This is a genomic window from Reyranella sp. CPCC 100927, assembly GCF_007859315.1.
GTDB lineage: Bacteria > Pseudomonadota > Alphaproteobacteria > Reyranellales > Reyranellaceae > Vineibacter.
Genome location: NZ_VOHA01000007.1, coordinates 174,248 through 192,676 on the forward strand (window position 1 = coordinate 174,248; position 18,429 = coordinate 192,676).

Annotated in this window: 16 protein-coding genes and 4 tRNA genes; all 20 read left to right on the forward strand. The window is 65.2% G+C overall.

Annotated elements, in window-relative coordinates:
* Positions 1-6 precede the first annotated feature (6 nt).
* On the forward strand, positions 7-798 hold the full coding sequence (gene kynA / locus FQU96_RS20490; protein ID WP_255468421.1) for a tryptophan 2,3-dioxygenase: 792 nt from the start codon (positions 7-9) through the stop codon (positions 796-798).
* Positions 799-904: 106 nt separating this feature from the next.
* Positions 905-981: transfer RNA gene (locus FQU96_RS20495), tRNA-His, on the forward strand.
* Positions 982-1,060: 79 nt separating this feature from the next.
* A complete protein-coding gene (locus FQU96_RS20500; protein ID WP_146543192.1) occupies positions 1,061-1,603 on the forward strand; it encodes a hypothetical protein in 543 nt (180 codons plus the stop codon).
* Between the two features lie 2 nt (positions 1,604-1,605).
* Positions 1,606-3,126, forward strand: coding sequence for an NAD(P)H-hydrate dehydratase (locus FQU96_RS20505; protein ID WP_146543193.1), 1,521 nt, complete (start codon positions 1,606-1,608; stop codon positions 3,124-3,126).
* Between the two features lie 80 nt (positions 3,127-3,206).
* A tRNA-Leu gene (locus tag FQU96_RS20510) sits at positions 3,207-3,291 on the forward strand.
* Between the two features lie 30 nt (positions 3,292-3,321).
* The gene (gene tig / locus FQU96_RS20515) at positions 3,322-4,695 is read left to right on the forward strand and encodes a trigger factor (protein ID WP_218574783.1); all 1,374 of its coding nucleotides are present in this window, start codon (positions 3,322-3,324) and stop codon (positions 4,693-4,695) included.
* A gap of 159 nt (positions 4,696-4,854) precedes the next feature.
* Positions 4,855-5,505 carry an ATP-dependent Clp protease proteolytic subunit gene (locus FQU96_RS20520; protein WP_178130627.1) on the forward strand — a complete coding sequence of 217 codons (651 nt, stop codon included), beginning with the start codon at positions 4,855-4,857 and terminating at the stop codon, positions 5,503-5,505.
* A 185-nt stretch (positions 5,506-5,690) separates the two neighbouring features.
* Positions 5,691-6,962, forward strand: coding sequence for an ATP-dependent Clp protease ATP-binding subunit ClpX (clpX, locus tag FQU96_RS20525; protein ID WP_146543194.1), 1,272 nt, complete (start codon positions 5,691-5,693; stop codon positions 6,960-6,962).
* 226 nt (positions 6,963-7,188) lie between these two features.
* Positions 7,189-9,591 (forward strand): endopeptidase La, encoded by a 2,403-nt coding sequence (gene lon / locus FQU96_RS20530; RefSeq protein ID WP_146543195.1) that lies wholly within the window; start codon positions 7,189-7,191, stop codon positions 9,589-9,591.
* A gap of 237 nt (positions 9,592-9,828) precedes the next feature.
* Positions 9,829-10,101, forward strand: a complete 273-nt coding sequence (locus FQU96_RS20535) for an HU family DNA-binding protein (RefSeq protein WP_146543196.1) — start codon at positions 9,829-9,831, stop codon at positions 10,099-10,101.
* A gap of 59 nt (positions 10,102-10,160) precedes the next feature.
* Positions 10,161-10,236: transfer RNA gene (locus FQU96_RS20540), tRNA-Val, on the forward strand.
* Positions 10,237-10,420: 184 nt separating this feature from the next.
* Positions 10,421-10,497 (forward strand) — tRNA-Asp (locus FQU96_RS20545).
* 194 nt (positions 10,498-10,691) lie between these two features.
* Positions 10,692-11,057, forward strand: coding sequence for an NADH-quinone oxidoreductase subunit A (locus FQU96_RS20550; RefSeq protein WP_146543197.1), 366 nt, complete (start codon positions 10,692-10,694; stop codon positions 11,055-11,057).
* Entirely contained in the window at positions 11,048-11,575 is a 528-nt protein-coding gene (locus tag FQU96_RS20555) for an NADH-quinone oxidoreductase subunit B family protein (RefSeq protein ID WP_304623180.1), read from the forward strand. The genes FQU96_RS20550 and FQU96_RS20555 overlap by 10 nt, the downstream gene beginning before the upstream one ends.
* Before the next feature lies 1 nt (position 11,576).
* On the forward strand, positions 11,577-12,182 hold the full coding sequence (locus FQU96_RS20560) for an NADH-quinone oxidoreductase subunit C (protein ID WP_146543199.1): 606 nt from the start codon (positions 11,577-11,579) through the stop codon (positions 12,180-12,182).
* Between the two features lie 13 nt (positions 12,183-12,195).
* On the forward strand, positions 12,196-13,380 hold the full coding sequence (locus FQU96_RS20565) for an NADH-quinone oxidoreductase subunit D (protein WP_146543200.1): 1,185 nt from the start codon (positions 12,196-12,198) through the stop codon (positions 13,378-13,380).
* Between the two features lie 13 nt (positions 13,381-13,393).
* Positions 13,394-14,029 carry an NADH-quinone oxidoreductase subunit NuoE gene (gene nuoE / locus FQU96_RS20570; RefSeq protein WP_218574784.1) on the forward strand — a complete coding sequence of 212 codons (636 nt, stop codon included), beginning with the start codon at positions 13,394-13,396 and terminating at the stop codon, positions 14,027-14,029.
* 19 nt (positions 14,030-14,048) lie between these two features.
* On the forward strand, positions 14,049-15,335 hold the full coding sequence (gene nuoF, locus FQU96_RS20575; protein ID WP_146543201.1) for an NADH-quinone oxidoreductase subunit NuoF: 1,287 nt from the start codon (positions 14,049-14,051) through the stop codon (positions 15,333-15,335).
* Between the two features lie 7 nt (positions 15,336-15,342).
* Complete coding sequence (gene nuoG, locus FQU96_RS20580) at positions 15,343-17,388, forward strand: NADH-quinone oxidoreductase subunit NuoG (protein ID WP_146543202.1); 2,046 nt, start codon at positions 15,343-15,345, stop codon at positions 17,386-17,388.
* A gap of 9 nt (positions 17,389-17,397) precedes the next feature.
* Positions 17,398-18,420 (forward strand): NADH-quinone oxidoreductase subunit NuoH, encoded by a 1,023-nt coding sequence (gene nuoH, locus FQU96_RS20585; RefSeq protein WP_218574796.1) that lies wholly within the window; start codon positions 17,398-17,400, stop codon positions 18,418-18,420.
* The last annotated feature ends 9 nt before the right edge of the window (positions 18,421-18,429 follow it).

Consider the following 18,429-nt stretch of genomic DNA (forward strand, 5'->3'; position numbering starts at 1 on the left):
CGACTCGTGACTCAGGACATGGCCTACGGCGATTACCTGCAGCTCGATCGGTTGCTGGGCGCGCAGCAGCCGCTGTCGGGCGATCGCAACGAGATGCTGTTCATCATCCAGCACCAGACGTCCGAGCTGTGGATGAAGCTGATCCTGCACGAACTCTCGGGCGCCATCGAGGCGATCCGCGCCGACACCTTGCCGCCGGCCTTCAAGATGCTGGCGCGCGTGTCGCGCATCATGGAGCAGCTGGTGAAGGCCTGGGACGTGCTGTCGACCATGACGCCGCCGGAATACAGCGCGCTCCGTCCATCGCTGGGCAGCTCGTCGGGGTTCCAGTCCTACCAGTACCGCCTGATCGAGTTCCGGCTGGGCAACAAGAACCGCGCCATGGTGGCGGTGCACCAGCGCGACCCGCAACGCGAGGCCGAGGTGGCGGCGGCACTGCAGGCGCCCTCGATCTACGACGAGGCCGTCGCGTTGTTGGCGCGCAAGGGCTTCGCGATCCCCGACGCGGTGCTCCATCGCGACAAGACCGAGGCCACGCGCCCTGACAGCGATGTCGAGGCGGCCTGGCTCGCCGTTTATCGCGACCCGCAGCACTACTGGGATCTCTACGAGCTGGCCGAAGAACTGGTGGACCTGGAGGACGCCTTCCGCCTGTGGCGCTTCCGCCATGTCACGACGGTGGAGCGTATCATCGGCTTCAAGCGCGGCACCGGCGGCACCGAGGGCGTCGGCTACCTGCGCAAGATGCTGGACGTCGTGCTGTTTCCCGAACTGTGGCGCCTGCGGACCGCGATGTGATGGCAGCCCGAAGCACATCGTTTGCCGGCGGTGGCGCCAGACTTGACGCAAAAAGGGGAGCGGAGTACCTACGCGGCCGGTTTCCGGGCCTCGGCCCGGAACGATGGCGGCCGTAGCTCAGTTGGTTAGAGCGCTAGATTGTGATTCTAGATGTCGCCGGTTCAAATCCGGTCGGCCGCCCCAATTCTCCCTATATGATGTAGGATTTGCCTCCCGGGACACCACGTTCCAGGAGAGTTCACTCGTGTGGCGTGAGGAGCGTATGCGCCGCTTTCTGAAGCGTTTTCTCACACCGCCGCTGGCGCTGATCGCGGCGCTGCTGGTGCTGCTCGAAGAGACGCTGATCGCCTGGCTGCAGCGGCTGATGGCGTCTTTGGCCCGCTTGCCCTGGGTGGCGGCGATCGAGGCGCGTGCGGCGCGGCTGCCGCCGTATCCGGCGATGATCCTGTTCCTGCTGCCCGCCGCCATCCTGTTCCCGATCAAGCTCGCGGCGCTGTGGATGATCACGCAGGGCCACTTCTTGCTGGGTGCCGCGATCATTTTCGCAGGGAAGGTCGTTGGTACTGCTTTTGCCGCCCGGGTCTACAAGGTGCTGCATCCGACCTTGGCGACCCTGGGCTGGTTCGTGCGCGCCGAGGCCTGGGTGTTTGCCTGGCGTGACTGGCTCTATGCCTTCGTGAGGGCCCTGCCGGCATGGCAGGCGGCGGCCGCCATGATCCATCGCCTGCGCCGCCTGTTGGCCCGGCCGGGCTGGGTATCGCGGCGCTTCGCGGCCATGCGCCGCCGCTACCGCCGGTCGGCCTGACCATGGCCGATCTTGCTGCCGACGACGACCTCGTCCTGCTGACCTGCGCCGAGATGCAGGCGGCCGAGCGTTACGCCATGCGCGGCGCCGGTCCCGAACAGCGCCAGGCGACGTCGGGTAGCGAGCTGATGGAAGCGGCGGGCGCCGCGGTTGCCAACACCATCATCGAGCGCTTCCTGCCTCAACCGATCGTTGTCCTGTGCGGTCCCGGCAACAACGGCGGCGACGGCTTCGTGATCGCCCGCCACCTGGCGGCGGCCGGCTGGCCGGTGCGCGTCGGGCTGCTGGGCGATCGCGCCAAGCTCACCGGCGATGCGATGTGGGCCGCGATCCTGTGGGATGGTGCTGTTGAGCCCTTGTCGCCGGCGTTGCTGGCCGACCGGCCGCTGGTCGTCGATGCTTTGTTCGGTGCCGGACTGAAGCGGCCGATCGACGGCGTGGCGGGCGATGTCATCGCGGCGATCAACAGCCAGGCGCTGACCTGCATCGCGGTCGACCTGCCCAGCGGCCTGGAGGGCGACACCGGCCGAATGCTGGGGCATGCGCCGCGGTGTGCCCTGACGGTGACGTTCTTCCGGCTCAAGCCGGCACATCTGTCGCTCAACGGCCGGTTGTTGTGCGGCGACGTGCGGGTGGCCGACATCGGCGTTCCGCGCGCCGCCCTGAAGTCGGTCAGCCCACGCCAGTGGCGCAACGCCCCGGCCCTGTGGCGGGCGGCGCTGCGTGCGCCCGCATTGGGGGACCACAAGTACGCCCGCGGCCACGTTCTTGTTGCCGGCGGCGACACCATGACGGGTGCCGCGCGCCTGGCGGCGCTGGCGGCACGGCGGATCGGGGCCGGCCTGGTGACCATCGCCGCCGCGCCGGCAGCTGTCGGCGTCTACCAGGCGGCGGAGCCCGGCAATATCGTGGCCGCACTCGACGGCCCCAACGCTTTTCGCCAGCTGGCGGCCGATCCGCGGCGCAATGTCTTCGTCGTCGGGCCCGGGGCAGGGGCGACACCCGCCACGCGACGGCTGGTGGCCGATGCGCTGGCCACCGGCCGTGCCTGCGTGCTGGACGCCGATGCGCTGACGGCCTTCGCCGGCGCGCCGCAGGCGCTGTTCGCCGACATCAAGGGGCCGGCGGTGCTGACGCCGCACGATGGCGAGTTCAGCCGTCTGTTCCCGGATCTGGGGGCCGATATGGGCAAGCTTGAGCGGGCGCGACAGGCGGCGCGCATGGCCGGCGCGGTCGTGCTGCTGAAGGGCGCCGACACGGTGATCGCTGCGCCGGACGGGCGGGCGGTGATCAACGACAATGCGCCGCCGTGGCTGGCGACCGCCGGTGCCGGGGATGTGCTGGCGGGCCTGATCGCCGGTCTGGCCGCCCAGGGCATGACCCCGTTCGTCGCGGCCGTGGCGGCGGCCTGGATCCATGGTGCCGCCGCAGCCCGGTTCGGGCCGGGCCTGATCGCCGAGGACCTACCGGCGCAGGTGCCGAAGATCCTGGCCGACCTCCTGGATGGGAGAGCGGGCGCATAACCCTTTGACCGGCCAAAGTTCGCGGGCTAGAAGGCGCCCCTTGGCCGCCGGACCGGCGAGCTGGGCGCGCGGGTGTGGCCGCGGGCGTGGTGGAATTGGCAGACACACTGGATTTAGGTTCCAGCGCCGCAAGGCATGGGGGTTCAAGTCCCTCCGCCCGCACCATCTCCCCTCGGCAGGCATGCACGACAACGAATGATTGAGATCGAGCGGAACGTCATCACCATGCAAGTCACCGAACTCACCAACGAAGGCCTCAAGCGCGCCTATAAGATCGTGGTGCCGGCCGCGACGCTGAGCGGTCAGGTCGACACGCGCCTGGCGGAAATGTCGAAGACGGCGGTGATGCCGGGCTTCCGCCGCGGCAAGGTGCCGGTGACCCTGCTGCGCAAGCAGTACGGCCAGGCCCTGTTCGGCGAGGCGGTCGAGAAGACCGTCAACGAAAGCGTGGGCAAGACCGTCGAGGACAACGGCCTGCGTCCGGCGCTGCAGCCGCGGGTCGACGTCAAGGCGATCGGCGAGGACAAGGATCTCGAGTTCGACGTCACGGTCGAACTCATGCCCGAGATCGGCGACGTCGACTTCAGCGCCATCGAGCTCGAACGGCTGAAGACGGCGGTCGAAGAGTCGCAGGTGAACGAGGCGCTGGAGCGCATCGCCGGCGCCAACAAGGAACAGAAGGAACTGGCCGCGCCACGTCCGGCCGCGAAGGGTGACCAGGTGACGATCGACTTCACCGGTTACGTCGACGGCACGGCGTTCCCCAACGGTTCGGCCACCGACTACCCCCTGGAACTCGGCTCGGCGAGCCTCATCCCCGGCTTCGAAGACCAGCTGATCGGCGCCTCGGCGGACGAGGAGCGCGAGGTCAAGGTGACGTTCCCGGCCGACTACGGCAACACGGAGCTCGCCGGCAAGGACGCCACGTTCAAGGTCACCGTGAAGGCGATCCGTGAACTGGTGGCGCGCGCAATCGACGATGAGCTCGCCAAGGGCGCGGGCTTCGACAACCTCGACGCCATGCGCCAGGCCGTGCGTGAGCGCATCGAGCAGGACTACAACCAGCTGTCGCGCACCCTGGTGAAGCGCAAGCTGCTGGACCAGCTTGCCGAGCGTTACAAGTTCTCGGTGCCGGCCGGCCTGGTCGACCTGGAGTTCGAGTCGATCTGGAAGCAGGTCGAGGACGCCAAGACCGCCGGCCAGAAGGTCGAGGGCGACGAGGAGAAGCTGAAGGAAGAGTATCGCGGCATCGCCGACCGCCGGGTCCGACTGGGCCTGCTGCTGGCCGAGGTCGGCCGCAAGAACAACATCGAAGTCAGCGCCGCCGAGATCAACCAGGCAGTGTTCCGCGAGGCGCAACGCTTCCAGGGCCAGGAGCGCCAGGTTCTGGAGTTCTATCAGAAGAATCCGCAGATGCGCGATCGCCTGCGGGCGCCGATCTTCGAGGACAAGACGATCGATTTCGCGCTCGAACTGGCGAAGGTCACCGACAAGGTGGTGTCGGCGGATGACCTGCTGAAAGCGGCCCGTGAAGCCGAGGCCGAGGAAGACAAGCCCAACGCGGCCTGAAGCAGGCAGGGCGCCCAGCGCTTGCGTTGCGCTGGGGCGCTCGCCATGTCTGGATGTGATATGGCGCCGTCGGCCTTGATTCCGGCGGCGCAACCGATCCAGATAGGCGGCGAGAAGCCGCAAAACCCCAATCCGGCTGAGGATAAAGGACTGCGTCACATGATCCGCGAGCGCGATCCCGTCGAGGTCTTCAACAACATCTACGTCCCGATGGTGGTCGAGCAGACCGCGCGCGGCGAGCGAGGCTATGACATCTGGTCGCGCCTGCTGAAGGAGCGAATCGTGTTCCTCAGCGGGCCGGTCGAGGACCATGTGTCGACCCTGCTTTGCGCACAGCTTTTGTATTTGGAATCTGAGAATCCGACCAAGGACATCTCATTTTACATTAACTCGCCGGGTGGCGTGGTCTCCTCGGGCCTCGCGATCTACGACACCATGCGGTACATCCGCCCCAGCATCTCCACCGTGTGCATCGGCCAGGCGGCGTCCATGGGCTCCCTGCTGCTGACGGCCGGTGAGAAGGGCAAGCGCTATGCGCTGCCCAACGCCCGCGTGATGATCCATCAGCCTTCGGGCGGTGCGCAGGGGCAGGCGGCCGATATCGAGATCCAGGCGCGCGAGATTCTGATGACGCGCAACAAGCTCAATCGCATGTACGTGGAACATACCGGCCAGCCGATCGAGGTCATTGAACAGTCGATGGATCGCGACAAATTCTTTAGCCCGGACGAGGCGAAGGAATTTGGGCTGATCGACGATGTTCTATTGAAGAGACCGACCGGTGCGGAACCGGTGAAAGTTGGCGGCTGATTCGGCACGACTCGTCCTTGCAAAGGCGTTCGCAATCGTCACCATGTAGTGCCTGATGTGTTGCGGACGGTTCATGCGCCCTGCGAAGTCATACCCACAATATTTTGATGTTGTACCAAGGCGTTTGCGGGGCGTAACATAGGGATAGCGTGCCGGTGGGTGCGCTCTGGAGGTAGTGTACGCCCATGGCGACGAACAAGACCGGCGGCGATTCGCGGAACACGCTCTACTGTTCGTTCTGCGGCAAGAGCCAGCACGAGGTCCGTAAGCTGATCGCTGGGCCTACGGTGTTCATTTGCGATGAATGCGTCGAACTGTGCATGGACATCATCCGGGAGGAAAACAAAACCACCCTGGTGAAGTCCAAGGACGGCGTGCCGACCCCGAAGGAAATCCGCCAGATCCTGGATGACTACGTCATTGGTCAGGACTACGCGAAGAAGGTTCTCTCGGTCGCGGTACACAACCACTACAAGCGCCTGCATCACGGCGCCAAGAACAACGACGTCGAGCTCGCCAAATCTAATATCCTGCTGATCGGTCCGACCGGTTCGGGCAAGACGCTGCTGGCGCAGACGCTGGCCCGCATGCTCGACGTGCCGTTCACTATGGCCGACGCCACGACGCTGACCGAAGCGGGCTACGTCGGCGAGGATGTCGAGAACATCATCCTGAAGCTGCTGCAGGCCTCCGACTACAACGTCGAGCGGGCGCAGCGCGGCATCGTCTACATCGACGAAGTCGACAAGATCAGCCGCAAGTCGGACAACCCGTCGATCACGCGCGACGTGTCGGGCGAGGGCGTCCAGCAGGCGCTGCTCAAGATCATGGAAGGCACGATCGCGAGCGTTCCGCCACAGGGTGGCCGCAAGCATCCGCAGCAGGAGTTCCTGCAGGTCGACACGACGAACATCCTGTTCGTGTGCGGCGGTGCCTTCGCCGGCCTGGAGCGCATCATCTCTCAGCGTCGCCAGGGCACGTCCATCGGCTTCGGCGCCGAGGTGCGCGGTCCGGACGACCGGCGGACCGGCGAGATCCTGCGTGACCTGGAGCCCGAGGATCTGCTGAAGTACGGTCTGATCCCGGAGTTCGTGGGCCGTCTGCCGGTCGTGGCAACGCTGGACGATCTGGATGAAGCGGCCCTGGTCGAGATCCTGACCAAGCCCAAGAACGCCCTTGTCCGCCAGTACCAGCGGCTCTTCGACATGGAGAGCGTGCGGCTGAAGTTCACCGACGAGGCCCTGCGCTCCGTCGCGCTGAAGGCGATCGCGCGCAAGACCGGCGCCCGCGGATTGCGTTCCATTATGGAAGCCATCCTGCTGAACACCATGTACGAGCTGCCGGGGTTGCAGGGTGTCGACGAAGTCGTGGTCAATGGCGAAGTCGCCGAAGGCCGGGCCCAGCCGCTCTACACCTACAGCGAGCGCAAGGAACTCGAGGCGCCGGCCGGCGCCTGATCAATCGTTTCGCTAAGCGAGGGGGCGGCGCTGCCGGCTGGGAATAGGCCGGGCCGCCCCTTGTCAGTTTGTGACACAATTGGTCCGGTTATCGCGGATATCCTTGAACACGTGTCACGAATCGCCATTTTGTACGGTATAGAACAGGTCCGACAGCGGATATGTGCGTGCTGGTGCGGCAAACGTGGCGGCGGCATATAGGGCGAGAGGACCAAAGAGAGGCGTCATGAGTTCCAACCCCCGTGGATCGGTCTTTCCGGTGTTGCCTCTGCGCGACATCGTTGTTTTCCCCCATATGATCGTGCCGCTGTTCGTCGGCCGCGAGAAGTCCGTGCGCGCCCTTGAAGAAGTGATGGGCGACGACAAGCAGATCCTCCTGGTTGCGCAGAAAAATGCGGCCCAGGACGATCCCGGCCCGGAGGACATCCACCGGGTCGGCACCGTCGGCACCGTGCTGCAGTTGCTGAAGCTGCCGGATGACACGGTGAAGGTGCTGGTCGAGGGCGGCCGCCGGGCTCGCATCTCCGACTTCACCGACCGCACCGAATTCTTCGAGGCGCATGCTACAGTGCTCGACGAGCCGCCGGCCGACACCGCCGAGGTCGAGGCGCTGGCACGTACCGTCGCCAGTGAGTTCGAGCAGTATGTGAAGCTCAACAAGAAGGTGCCGGCCGAGGTCGTGGTCTCGATCAACAAGATCGACGATCCGTCGAAGCTCGCCGACCAGATCGCCTCGCACCTGGCGCTCAAGATCGCCGACAAGCAGGCGTTGCTCGAGATCGAGTCGGTCTCCGAGCGGCTTGAGAAGATCTACGCCATGATGGAAGGCGAGATCAGCGTCCTGCAGGTCGAGAAGAAGATCCGCAACCGCGTGAAGCGTCAGATGGAGAAGACGCAGCGCGAGTACTACCTGAACGAACAGCTCAAGGCGATCCAGAAGGAGCTGGGCGAGGGCGAGGACGGCAAGGACGAAGTGTCCGAGCTGGAGTCGCGCATCAAGAAGACCAAGCTGACCAAGGAAGCCCGCGAAAAGGCGATGGCTGAGGTCAAGAAGCTGCGCACCATGAGCCCGATGTCGGCCGAGGCCACGGTCGTGCGCAACTACCTCGACTGGATGCTCTCGGTGCCGTGGAAGAAGCGCACCAAGATCAAGAAGGATCTCAAGGGCGCCCAGCAGATCCTCGATACCGACCATCACGGTCTGGAGAAGGTCAAGGAGCGCATCCTTGAGTATCTCGCCGTCCAGCAGCGCACCGAGAAGATGAAGGGGCCGATCCTGTGCCTCGTCGGCCCGCCGGGCGTCGGCAAGACGTCACTCGGCAAGTCGGTGGCCAAGGCCACGGGCCGCAACTTCGTGCGCATGTCGCTGGGCGGCGTGCGAGACGAGGCCGAGGTCCGCGGCCACCGCCGCACCTACATCGGCTCGATGCCCGGCAAGATCATCCAGTCGATGAAGAAGGCGAAGTCGTCCAACCCGCTGATCCTGCTCGACGAGGTCGACAAGCTGGGTGCCGACTGGCGCGGCGATCCGTCGGCGGCGTTGCTGGAGGTGCTGGATCCGGAGCAGAACAACACGTTCAACGACCACTACCTGGAGGTCGACTACGACCTGTCGGACGTGATGTTCATCACCACGGCCAACAGCCTGCGCATGCCGCAGCCGCTGCTGGACCGCATGGAGATCATCCGCCTCGCCGGCTACACCGAGGACGAGAAGATCGAGATCGCCAAGAAGCACCTGGCGCCCAAGCAGATCGCCGCTGCCGGGCTGAAGGAGGGCGAGATCGTCGTCAAGGACGAGGCCATCCGCGACCTGATCCGCTACTACACCCGCGAAGCGGGCGTGCGGAACCTTGAGCGTGAGATCGCCAACTTGGCACGCAAGGCCGTCAAGGAAATCCTGATGGATGGCGTCGACAAGGTGAAGGTGACGTCGAAGAACCTCGAGAAGTACGCCGGTGTGCGGAAGTTCCGCTTCGGCGAGGCCGAGGCCGAGGACATGGTCGGTGTCACCACTGGCCTGGCTTGGACCGAGGTCGGCGGCGAACTGCTGCAGATCGAGGCCGTGCTGGTGCCGGGCAAGGGTCGCATGACCATCACCGGCAAGCTCGGCGACGTGATGCAGGAGTCGATCCAGGCGGCGAAGTCCTACGTGCGTTCGCGTGCGGTGTCGTTCGGCATCAAGCCGACGGTGTTCGAGCGTCGTGACATCCATGTCCACGTGCCGGAGGGCGCCACCCCCAAGGATGGTCCGTCGGCGGGTGTGGCGATGTGCACCTCCATCGTGTCGGTGCTGACCGGCATTCCCGTGCGCAAGGATGTCGCCATGACCGGCGAGATCAGCCTGCGCGGCCGGGTGCTGCCGATCGGCGGCTTGAAGGAGAAGCTGCTGGCCGCCCTGCGGGGTGGACTCAAGACAGTGCTGATCCCGAAGGAAAACGAGAAGGATCTCGCCGAGATTCCTGACAACGTGAAGAAGGCCCTGGAGATCGTGCCGGTCACCATGGCCGATGAGGTCTTGGCCCGCGCGCTCACCAAGCCGCTGGTGCCGATCGAGTGGACGGAGGAAGCCGACAACGTCACGGCTCCGGCCTCCGAGGATGCCGTCGAAGGCGTCATGACGCACTGATCCAGCCTTCGGGCTGCAGACGGGCGGCTCCCCTGCGGGAGCCGCCCGTTTTGCGTTGTGGATAACTGCGTGGGAGCGAGATTTTGCTAGATGCAGACGCTGCAATCCGGCCAAGCCCCAAAATGTTGTTTCAGGTCGTTGACGTCGGCGGAGGCGGCCACCTAGATTAACGCCCGGGGGCGTGGCCGGCCGTGTTGGTTCGGCAGCCGTAGTAGTGACGTGAGGGGACCCTCGACCATGAACAAGAACGATCTCGTCGCGGCCGTGGCGAATGCGGCGAATCTCTCCAAGAGCGGTGCCCAGGGTGCCGTCGATGCGGTCTTCGCGTCCATCATCAAGGCACTGAAAAAGAAAGACAAAGTCCTTATTGTCGGGTTCGGAACCTTCTACGCCACCAAACGCAAGGGCGGCGTCGGCCGCAACCCGCGCACCGGCGAGCCGATCAAGATCGCGCCGGCCGTGCAACCCAAGTTCAAGGCCGGCCGCGGACTGAAGGATGCCTTGAACTGATGGGTTTGGCTGGTGCGCTGCGGCAGTGCCGTATGGTATGACGCCAACCGTCGGCGGGCGGGCGATTAGCTCAGTTGGTAGAGCATCTCGTTTACACCGAGGGGGTCGGCGGTTCGAGCCCGTCATCGCCCACCACGCGCCGTTTTGAGGCCACACCGGATGATGTGTGGGGCTCAACTGGCAGTGCGTCTGCCGCCATCTTGCCCACAGGCGCCAGTCCTCTGAAACTCCAAGCGAAAATCCCCGCAGTGCGATACCCGTTTTCATTGACACGCAGGTGCACGCCGTCTAAACGTGCGCCCGCCAACGAGGCCAATACGCGGGCGTAGTTCAGTTGGTTAGAACGCCGGCCTGTCACGCCGGAGGTCGCGGGTTCGAGTCCCGTCGCTCGCGCCATTTCTCCCCTTGAGAGGAGAAATGGCTGGTCATCGGCCCCGTCCGGCAAGAGGGGTGAGGCGATCTGTCTTCCGTCGCATCCCTTCCGCGTATGCCAGAACGCATCGAATGCGGCAGCGCGCGGTCGGAGTGCCGGAGAAACGGCGACGGCGCGGACCGACTCGGCTGCCTGCGATGCTGGACGAGGGGAAGCGATGGACGCGCTGCTGACCGAGTACCTGCCGATCCTCGTTTTCATCGGTATCGCTGTCGGGCTGGTGATCGCGATGCTGGGCGGCTCCTACGTGATCGCCCGCCAGAACCCGGACTCCGAAAAGCTGTCGCCCTTCGAATGCGGTTTTGCCCCGTTCAGCGACGCGCGCGGCCAGTTCGACGTGCGTTTCTACCTGGTCGCAATCCTCTTCATCATCTTCGACCTTGAGGTCGCCTTCCTGTTTCCCTGGGCGGTGGCACTAAAGGACATCGGCGTCCTCGGCTTCTGGTCGATGATGCTGTTCCTCGGCATCCTCACGGTCGGCTTCGTTTATGAATGGAAGAAAGGGGCCCTCGAATGGGAGTGACGGCCACTGATTCCGCCGCCGGCACCACCGCGCTCACCCGCGCGCTCGAAGGAGAGCTGGCCGACAAGGGCTTTGTCGTCGCCCAGCTCGACAAGCTGGTGTCGTGGGCGCGATCGGGTTCGCTGTGGGGTCTGACCTTCGGTCTGGCCTGCTGCGGCGTGGAGATGATCCACACCTGGATGAGCCGCTACGATCTCGACCGCTTCGGCGTGGCGCCGATGCCCAGCCCGCGGTCGGCCGACATCATGATCGTGGCCGGCACGTTGACCAACAAGATGGCGCCGGCGCTGCGCAAGGTCTACGACCAGATGGCCGAGCCGCGTTACGTGATCTCGATGGGCTCGTGCGCCAACGGTGGCGGCTACTACCACTACAGCTATTCGGTGGTGCGCGGTTGCGATCGCATCGTACCGGTCGATATCTATGTGCCGGGATGCCCGCCGACAGCCGAAGCGCTGCTCTACGGCATCCTGCAGCTGCAGAAGAAGATCCGCCGCACCGGTACGCTGGTGCGCTGACATGGACGACAAGCTCAACGAACTTGCCGCGCACATCACCGCCTCGGCCGGTGAAGCTGTCGTTTCCACCACCGTCCGGCTGGGCGAGCTGACAGTACAGACGACGGCAGCGAAGCTGCTGTCGCTGCTGGCCTTCCTGCGCGACGATCCGAAGTGCCAGTTGCGCCAGCTGGTCGACATCTGCGGCGCTGATTATCCGGAGCGGCCGCAGCGCTTCGAGGTCGTGTACCATCTGCTGAGCCACCGCCTGAACCTGCGGCTGCGGGTCAAGCTCTCGACGGATGAGGACACGCCGGTGCCATCGGCGGCCGACGTCCATCCCGCCGCATCCTGGTTCGAGCGCGAGACATGGGACCTCTACGGCGTCTGGTTCTCCGACCATCCTGATCTGCGCCGCATCCTCACCGACTACGGTTTCGAAGGCCACCCGCTGCGCAAGGATTTTCCGCTGACCGGTTTCGTCGAGCTGCGCTACGACGAGACGCAGAAGCGGGTGATCTACGAGCCGGTGAAGCTGACACAGGAATTCCGCCGCTTCGACTTCTTGAGCCCTTGGGAAGGCGCGCGTTACGTGCTGCCGGGCGACGAGAAGGCGACCAAGAACTGAGGCCGGGGCCACGATGTCCGACGTCGCCATCAAGAACCTGACGTTCAACTTCGGCCCGCAGCATCCGGCCGCGCACGGCGTGCTGCGCCTGGTGGTCGAGATGGACGGCGAGATCGTCGAGCGCTGCGATCCGCATATCGGCCTGCTGCATCGCGGCACCGAGAAGCTGATCGAGTACAAGACCTACTTGCAGGCGGTGCCGTACTTCGATCGGCTCGATTACGTCTCGCCGATGTGCCAGGAGCACGCTTTCGCGCTCGCCGTCGAGCGGCTGCTGGAGATCAAGGCACCCGAGCGCGGCCAGTGGATCCGCGTGCTGTTCTCCGAGATCACCCGCATCCTCAACCACCTGCTGAACGTCACCACGTTCGCGATGGACGTCGGCGCGCTGACGCCGACCCTGTGGGGCTTCGAGCAGCGCGAGCTCCTGATGGAGTTCTACGAGGGCGTGTCGGGCTCGCGCATGCATGCGGCCTATTTCCGTCCTGGCGGCGTCCATCAGGACCTGCCGTCCGGCATGCTCGACAAGATGAAGACATGGTGTGACCAGTTCCCGGAATTCCTTGAGGATCTGGAACGACTGGTCACCGAGAACCGCATCTTCAAGCAGCGCACCGTAGACATCGGCACGGTCAGCGCCGACGACGCTATCGCCTGGGGCTTCTCCGGTCCGATGCTGCGGGCGTCCAACGTCGCCTGGGATCTACGCCGTGCGCAGCCCTACGACGTCTACGACAAGGTCGATTTTGAGATCCCGGTCGGCAAGACCGGCGACTGCTTCGCGCGCTACCTCGTGCGCATGGAGGAGATGCGGCAGAGCCACCGCATCATGCTTCAGTGCATCGATGCCTTGCGCACGGTGACGGGGCCGGTTCGGGTCGATGATCGTAAGATCTCTCCACCGCGCCGCGGTGAGATGAAGACCTCGATGGAAGCCCTGATCCACCACTTCAAGCTCTACACCGAAGGCTACAAGGTGCCGGCCGGCGAAATCTACGCCGCCGTCGAGGCGCCCAAGGGCGAGTTCGGTGTCTATGTCGTCGCTGACGGCACCAACAAGCCTTACCGGTGCAAGATCCGCGCGCCGGGATTTCCGCATTTGCAAGCGCTGGACATGATGAGCAAGGGCCACATGCTCGCCGACCTGTCGGCCAACATCGGCTCGCTCGACATCGTGTTCGGCGAAGTCGACCGCTAGGAGAGCGGGCCGCATGAGCATGATCACCGCCGACCCGCAGGACGTGCCGCACGTCCAGTCGTTCACCTTCGCGCCGGAGTATCTCGAGAAGGCGAAGGAGCAGATCGCCCATTATCCGCCAGGCCGTCAGGCCAGCGCCGTGATCGCCTGCCTCGACCTGGCGCAGCGCCAGGCCGGCGGCTGGCTGCCGCGTGCGGCGATGGACCACGTGGCGCAGTTGCTCGATATGGCGCCGATCCGGGTCTATGAGGTCGCGACTTTCTACACGATGTTCCAGCTCAAGCCGCGCGGCAAATACCTGCTACAGGTGTGCACGACGACGCCGTGCTGGCTGCGCGGCTCCGACGCGGTGATGAAGGCCTGCCGTTCCGTCAGTGGCGTGGGGCCGGGCGAGATCAGCGCCGACGGCCTGTTCACCACCGTCGAGGTCGAGTGCCTGGGTGCCTGCGTCAACGCACCGATGATGCAGATCAACGATGACTTCTACGAAGACCTCGATGAGGATTCGACGCACCGCCTGCTGGAGGCGTTCAAGCGCGGCGAGACGCCCAAGCCAGGACCGCAGGTCGATCGGCAGACCTCGGCACCGGTCGGCGGACCGACGACCCTCACGAGCATTCCCGGCGGCGCTGCGCCGCGCGACCGATAGACGCCTGGAGTAGCGGGCGATGCTGAACGACAACGATCGGATCTTCACGAACCTCTACGGCTTCGATGACTGGGGCCTAGACGGCGCGCGTCGTCGCGGCATCTGGGACAACACGGCCGCATTGCTTGCCAAAGGCGGCCCCGCGATCATCGATGAGATGAAGAAGTCGGGCCTGCGCGGGCGCGGCGGCGCCGGCTTTCCGACCGGCCTGAAATGGTCGTTCATGCCCAAGGAGGTTGGCGACCGGCCGCACTACCTGGTGGTCAACGCCGACGAGTCGGAACCCGGCACCTGCAAGGATCGCGACATCATGCGTCACGATCCGCACATGCTGATCGAAGGCTGCCTGGTTGCCGGCTTCGCCATGCAGGCGCACGCGGCCTACATCTACATCCGGGGTGAGTTCTACGACGAGGCAGTGAAGCTGAACGCCGCCGTCCGCCAAGCCTACGACGCCGGCCTGATCGGCAAGGACGCCTGCGGCTCGGGCTGGGCGTTCGACGTCTATGTTCATCGCGGCGCTGGCGCCTACATCTGCGGCGAGGAGACGGCGCTGCTCGAAAGCCTTGAGGGCAAGAAGGGCATGCCGCGGCTGAAGCCGCCGTTCCCGGCCGGCGCCGGCCTCTATGGCTGTCCGTCGACCGTGAACAACGTCGAGTCGATCGCCGTGGCACCGACCATCCTGCGCCGCGGCGCGGCCTGGTTCGCCGGTATCGGCCGGCCCAACAACACGGGCACCAAGCTGTTCTGCATCTCGGGTCACGTGAACAAGCCGTGCAATGTCGAGGAGGCCATGGGCATCCCGCTGCGCGAGCTGATCGACAAACATGCCGGCGGCGTGCGCGGGGGCTGGGACAACCTGTTGGCGGTGATCCCCGGCGGTGCTTCGGTCCCGCTGCTGCCGAAGTCGATCTGCGATGACATTCTGATGGACTTCGACAGCCTGCGGAACGTGCAGTCCGGTCTCGGTACCGCGGCCGTCATCGTCATGGACAAGTCGACCGACGTCATCAAGGCGATCGCGCGGCTGTCGTACTTCTACAAGCACGAGAGCTGCGGCCAGTGTACGCCGTGCCGCGAGGGCACCGGCTGGATGTGGCGCGTCATGGAGCGCATGGTGAGCGGCGACGCGCGCATCGAAGAGATCGACGTCCTGCATGACGTTACCAAGCAGGTCGAAGGCCATACGATCTGCGCGTTGGGCGACGCCGCGGCGTGGCCGATACAAGGTCTGATCCGCCATTTCCGACCGGAGATGGAACGGCGGATCAACGAGTCGAAGACTCGCCGGATCGCAGCGGAGTAGGGCGGCCATGCCGAAGATGAAGATCGACGGGATCGACATCGAGGTGCCGGCCGGCATCTCGGTCCTGCAGGCCTGCGAGATGGCCGGCGTCGAGATCCCGCGTTTCTGCTACCATGAGCGGCTGTCGATCGCCGGCAACTGCCGCATGTGCCTGGTCGAACAGGAAAAGGCACCCAAGCCGATCGCGTCCTGCGCCATGCCGGTGATGGACGGCATGGTGATCAAGACCAACACGCCCGCCGTCAAGAAGGCGCGCAACGGCGTGATGGAGTTCCTGCTGGTCAACCATCCGCTCGACTGTCCGATCTGCGATCAGGGCGGCGAGTGCGACCTGCAGGACCAGGCCATGGCCTATGGCTATGACCGCAGCCGCTTCCACGAGAACAAGCGCGCGGTGCCCGATAAGGATCTCGGGCCGCTGGTCAAGACCTCGATGAACCGCTGCATCCAGTGCACCCGCTGCGTGCGCTTTGCCACCGAGGTGGCGGGCGTCGAGGAACTGGGCGCCACCGGTCGCGGCGAGCAGATGGAAATCACGACCTACGTGCACAAGACGCTGTCGTCGGAGATGTCTGGCAACATCGTCGACCTGTGCCCGGTCGGCGCGCTGACCTCCAAGCCCTATGCCTTCAACGCGCGTCCCTGGGAGTTGCGCAAGACCGAGTCGGTCGACGTCATGGACGCGCTGGGCTCCAACATCCGCATCGACACGCGCGGCGCCGAGGTGATGCGCGTGCTGCCGCGCGTCAACGAGGACGTCAACGAGGAGTGGATCGCCGACAAGACGCGCCACGCCATCGACGGTCTGAAGCGCCAGCGGCTCGACCGGCCGTATGTGCGGCGTGACGGCAAGCTCAAGCCGGCGAGCTGGGGTGAGGCCTTCGAGGCGATCGCCGCGCGCCTCAAGGACGTGCCGGGCACGAAGATCGCCGCCGTCGCCGGCGATCAATGTGACGCCGAAGCCATGGTGGCGCTCAAGGACCTCATGGCAGCGCTGGACGGTGCTCGGGTCGAGTGCCGCCAGGACGGTGCCGCGCTCGACGCCTCGGTTCGCGGTGCCTACCTGTTCAACGCCGGCATCGCCGGCATCGACAAGGCCGATGTGATCCTGCTGCTGGGCACCAACCCGCGCTGGGAAGCGCCGGTGCTCAACGCGCGCATCCGCAAGCGCTACCTCGCGGGCAAGGTGAAGATCGCGCTGATCGGCGATACGCCGGTTGACCTCACGTATCCCGTCGAGCACCTGGGTCATGGGCCGTCGACGCTGCGGGACCTGGCCGACGGCAAGCTCGCGTTCGCCGATGTGCTCAAGGGCGCCAAGAACCCGATGATCATCATCGGCCAGGGGGCTTTGCGGCGTTCCGATGGCCCCGCCGTGCTGGCGCAGGCACGGGCACTCGCCGAGACCGTCAATGCCGTACGTGCGGACTGGAACGGCTTCTGCGTGCTGCACACGGCCGCGGCGCGGGTTGCCGGTCTTGATCTGGGCCTGGTGGCCGACGGTGGCATCGACGGCATTTATGCCGGCGGCGAGAAGGGCGACATCGAGGTCGTGTATCTTCTGGCGGCGGACGAGGTCGACACCAAGCGGTTGGGCAAGGCGTTCGTGATCTACCAGGGCCATCATGGCGATGTCGGCGCGCATCGTGCCGACGTGATCCTGCCGGGTGCAGCCTATACCGAGAAGCCGGGGGTCTACGTCAACACCGAGGGCCGCGTGCAGCTGGCCAAGCGTGCCGGCTTCCCGCCGGGTGACGCGCGCGAAGACTGGGCGATCCTTCGTGCGCTCTCGGCAGCGCTGGGCAAGGCACTGCCGTACGACACGCTTGATCAGGTGCGGCAGCGTCTGGTCAAGGCCAACCCGGTGTTCGGCGCCATCGATCAGCAGGCACCCGGGGCATGGGGCGCTTTCGGCCGGTCCGGTGATGTGGCCGAGGCGGCTTTCGTGTCACCGATCGGCAATTATTTCATGACGTGCCCGATCAGCCGCGCGTCGCAGACCATGGCGGAATGCATGGCCAACCGGCAGCCGCAAGCCGTGGCGGCGGAGTAGGCCATGACCCTGATGGAGTTCTTCACCACCCACTGGCTCGGTCAGCTCATCGTGATCGCCGCGCAGTGTCTGGCCATCACGGTGCCGCTGCTGGTGGCGGTCGCCTACATGACCTACGTCGATCGCAAGGTGTGGGCTGCGATCCAGCTGCGCCGCGGTCCCAACGTCGTCGGGCCGTTCGGCCTGCTGCAGCCGTTCGCCGACGGTCTGAAGCTGGTGCTGAAAGAGACCATCGTACCCAGCGGCGCCAACAAGGTGTTGTTCGTGCTGGCGCCGATGATCACCTTCATCACGGCGCTGATTGCCTGGGCCGTGGTGCCGTTCGATGACGGGTGGGTGGTCGCCAACATCAATGTCGGCATCCTCTACCTGTTCGCGATCTCGTCGCTGGGTGTCTACGGCATCATCATCGCGGGCTGGGCGTCGAACTCCAAGTACGCCTTCCTCGGTGCCCTGCGCTCAGCGGCGCAGATGGTGTCGTATGAAGTATCGATCGGATTCGTGCTGGTCACGGTGTTGCTGTGCGCCGGTTCGTTGAACCTGACCGATGTGGTGAAGGCGCAGGCCGGCGGGTTCTGGAGCTGGTACTGGCTGCCGCTGCTGCCGATGTTCGTCGTGTTCTTCATCTCGGCTCTGGCCGAGACGAACCGGACGCCTTTCGACCTGCCGATGTCGGAAGCCGAACTGGTTGCGGGCTTTCATACTGAATACTCGGCCATGGCGTTCGGGCTGTTCTTCCTGGGCGAGTATGCCAACATGATCCTGTTGTCGGGCATGGGGGCGGTGCTGTTCCTTGGTGGCTGGCTTTCGCCGCTGCCGTTCGCGCCGTTCACCTGGGTGCCCGGCGTTGTGTGGTTCGCACTCAAGATCGCGGTGCTGTTGTTCGTGTTCTCATGGACCAAGGGCACCGTGCCGCGTTATCGCTACGATCAGCTCATGCGGCTCGGCTGGAAGGTATTCCTGCCGTTCTCGCTGCTGTGGGTCGTGCTGACGGCGGCGGCGATTCAGTTCTTGGGTTGGGGACCTCGGTGAGGGAACGGG

Excerpts from the sequence above, each read along its gene's own strand:
- FQU96_RS20550 (WP_146543197.1), top strand. The coding sequence starts at position 10,692 with ATGGACGCGCTGCTGACCGAGTACCTGCCGATCCTCGTTTTCATCGGT.
- FQU96_RS20520 (WP_178130627.1), top strand. The coding sequence starts at position 4,855 with ATGATCCGCGAGCGCGATCCCGTCGAGGTCTTCAACAACATCTACGTC.
- clpX (WP_146543194.1), top strand. The coding sequence starts at position 5,691 with ATGGCGACGAACAAGACCGGCGGCGATTCGCGGAACACGCTCTACTGT.
- nuoG (WP_146543202.1), top strand. The coding sequence starts at position 15,343 with ATGCCGAAGATGAAGATCGACGGGATCGACATCGAGGTGCCGGCCGGC.
- lon (WP_146543195.1), top strand. The coding sequence starts at position 7,189 with ATGAGTTCCAACCCCCGTGGATCGGTCTTTCCGGTGTTGCCTCTGCGC.
- FQU96_RS20555 (WP_304623180.1), top strand. The coding sequence starts at position 11,048 with ATGGGAGTGACGGCCACTGATTCCGCCGCCGGCACCACCGCGCTCACC.
- FQU96_RS20565 (WP_146543200.1), top strand. The coding sequence starts at position 12,196 with ATGTCCGACGTCGCCATCAAGAACCTGACGTTCAACTTCGGCCCGCAG.
- nuoE (WP_218574784.1), top strand. The coding sequence starts at position 13,394 with ATGAGCATGATCACCGCCGACCCGCAGGACGTGCCGCACGTCCAGTCG.
- FQU96_RS20500 (WP_146543192.1), top strand. The coding sequence starts at position 1,061 with ATGCGCCGCTTTCTGAAGCGTTTTCTCACACCGCCGCTGGCGCTGATC.
- FQU96_RS20535 (WP_146543196.1), top strand. The coding sequence starts at position 9,829 with ATGAACAAGAACGATCTCGTCGCGGCCGTGGCGAATGCGGCGAATCTC.
- nuoF (WP_146543201.1), top strand. The coding sequence starts at position 14,049 with ATGCTGAACGACAACGATCGGATCTTCACGAACCTCTACGGCTTCGAT.
- tig (WP_218574783.1), top strand. The coding sequence starts at position 3,322 with ATGATTGAGATCGAGCGGAACGTCATCACCATGCAAGTCACCGAACTC.
- FQU96_RS20560 (WP_146543199.1), top strand. The coding sequence starts at position 11,577 with ATGGACGACAAGCTCAACGAACTTGCCGCGCACATCACCGCCTCGGCC.
- FQU96_RS20505 (WP_146543193.1), top strand. The coding sequence starts at position 1,606 with ATGGCCGATCTTGCTGCCGACGACGACCTCGTCCTGCTGACCTGCGCC.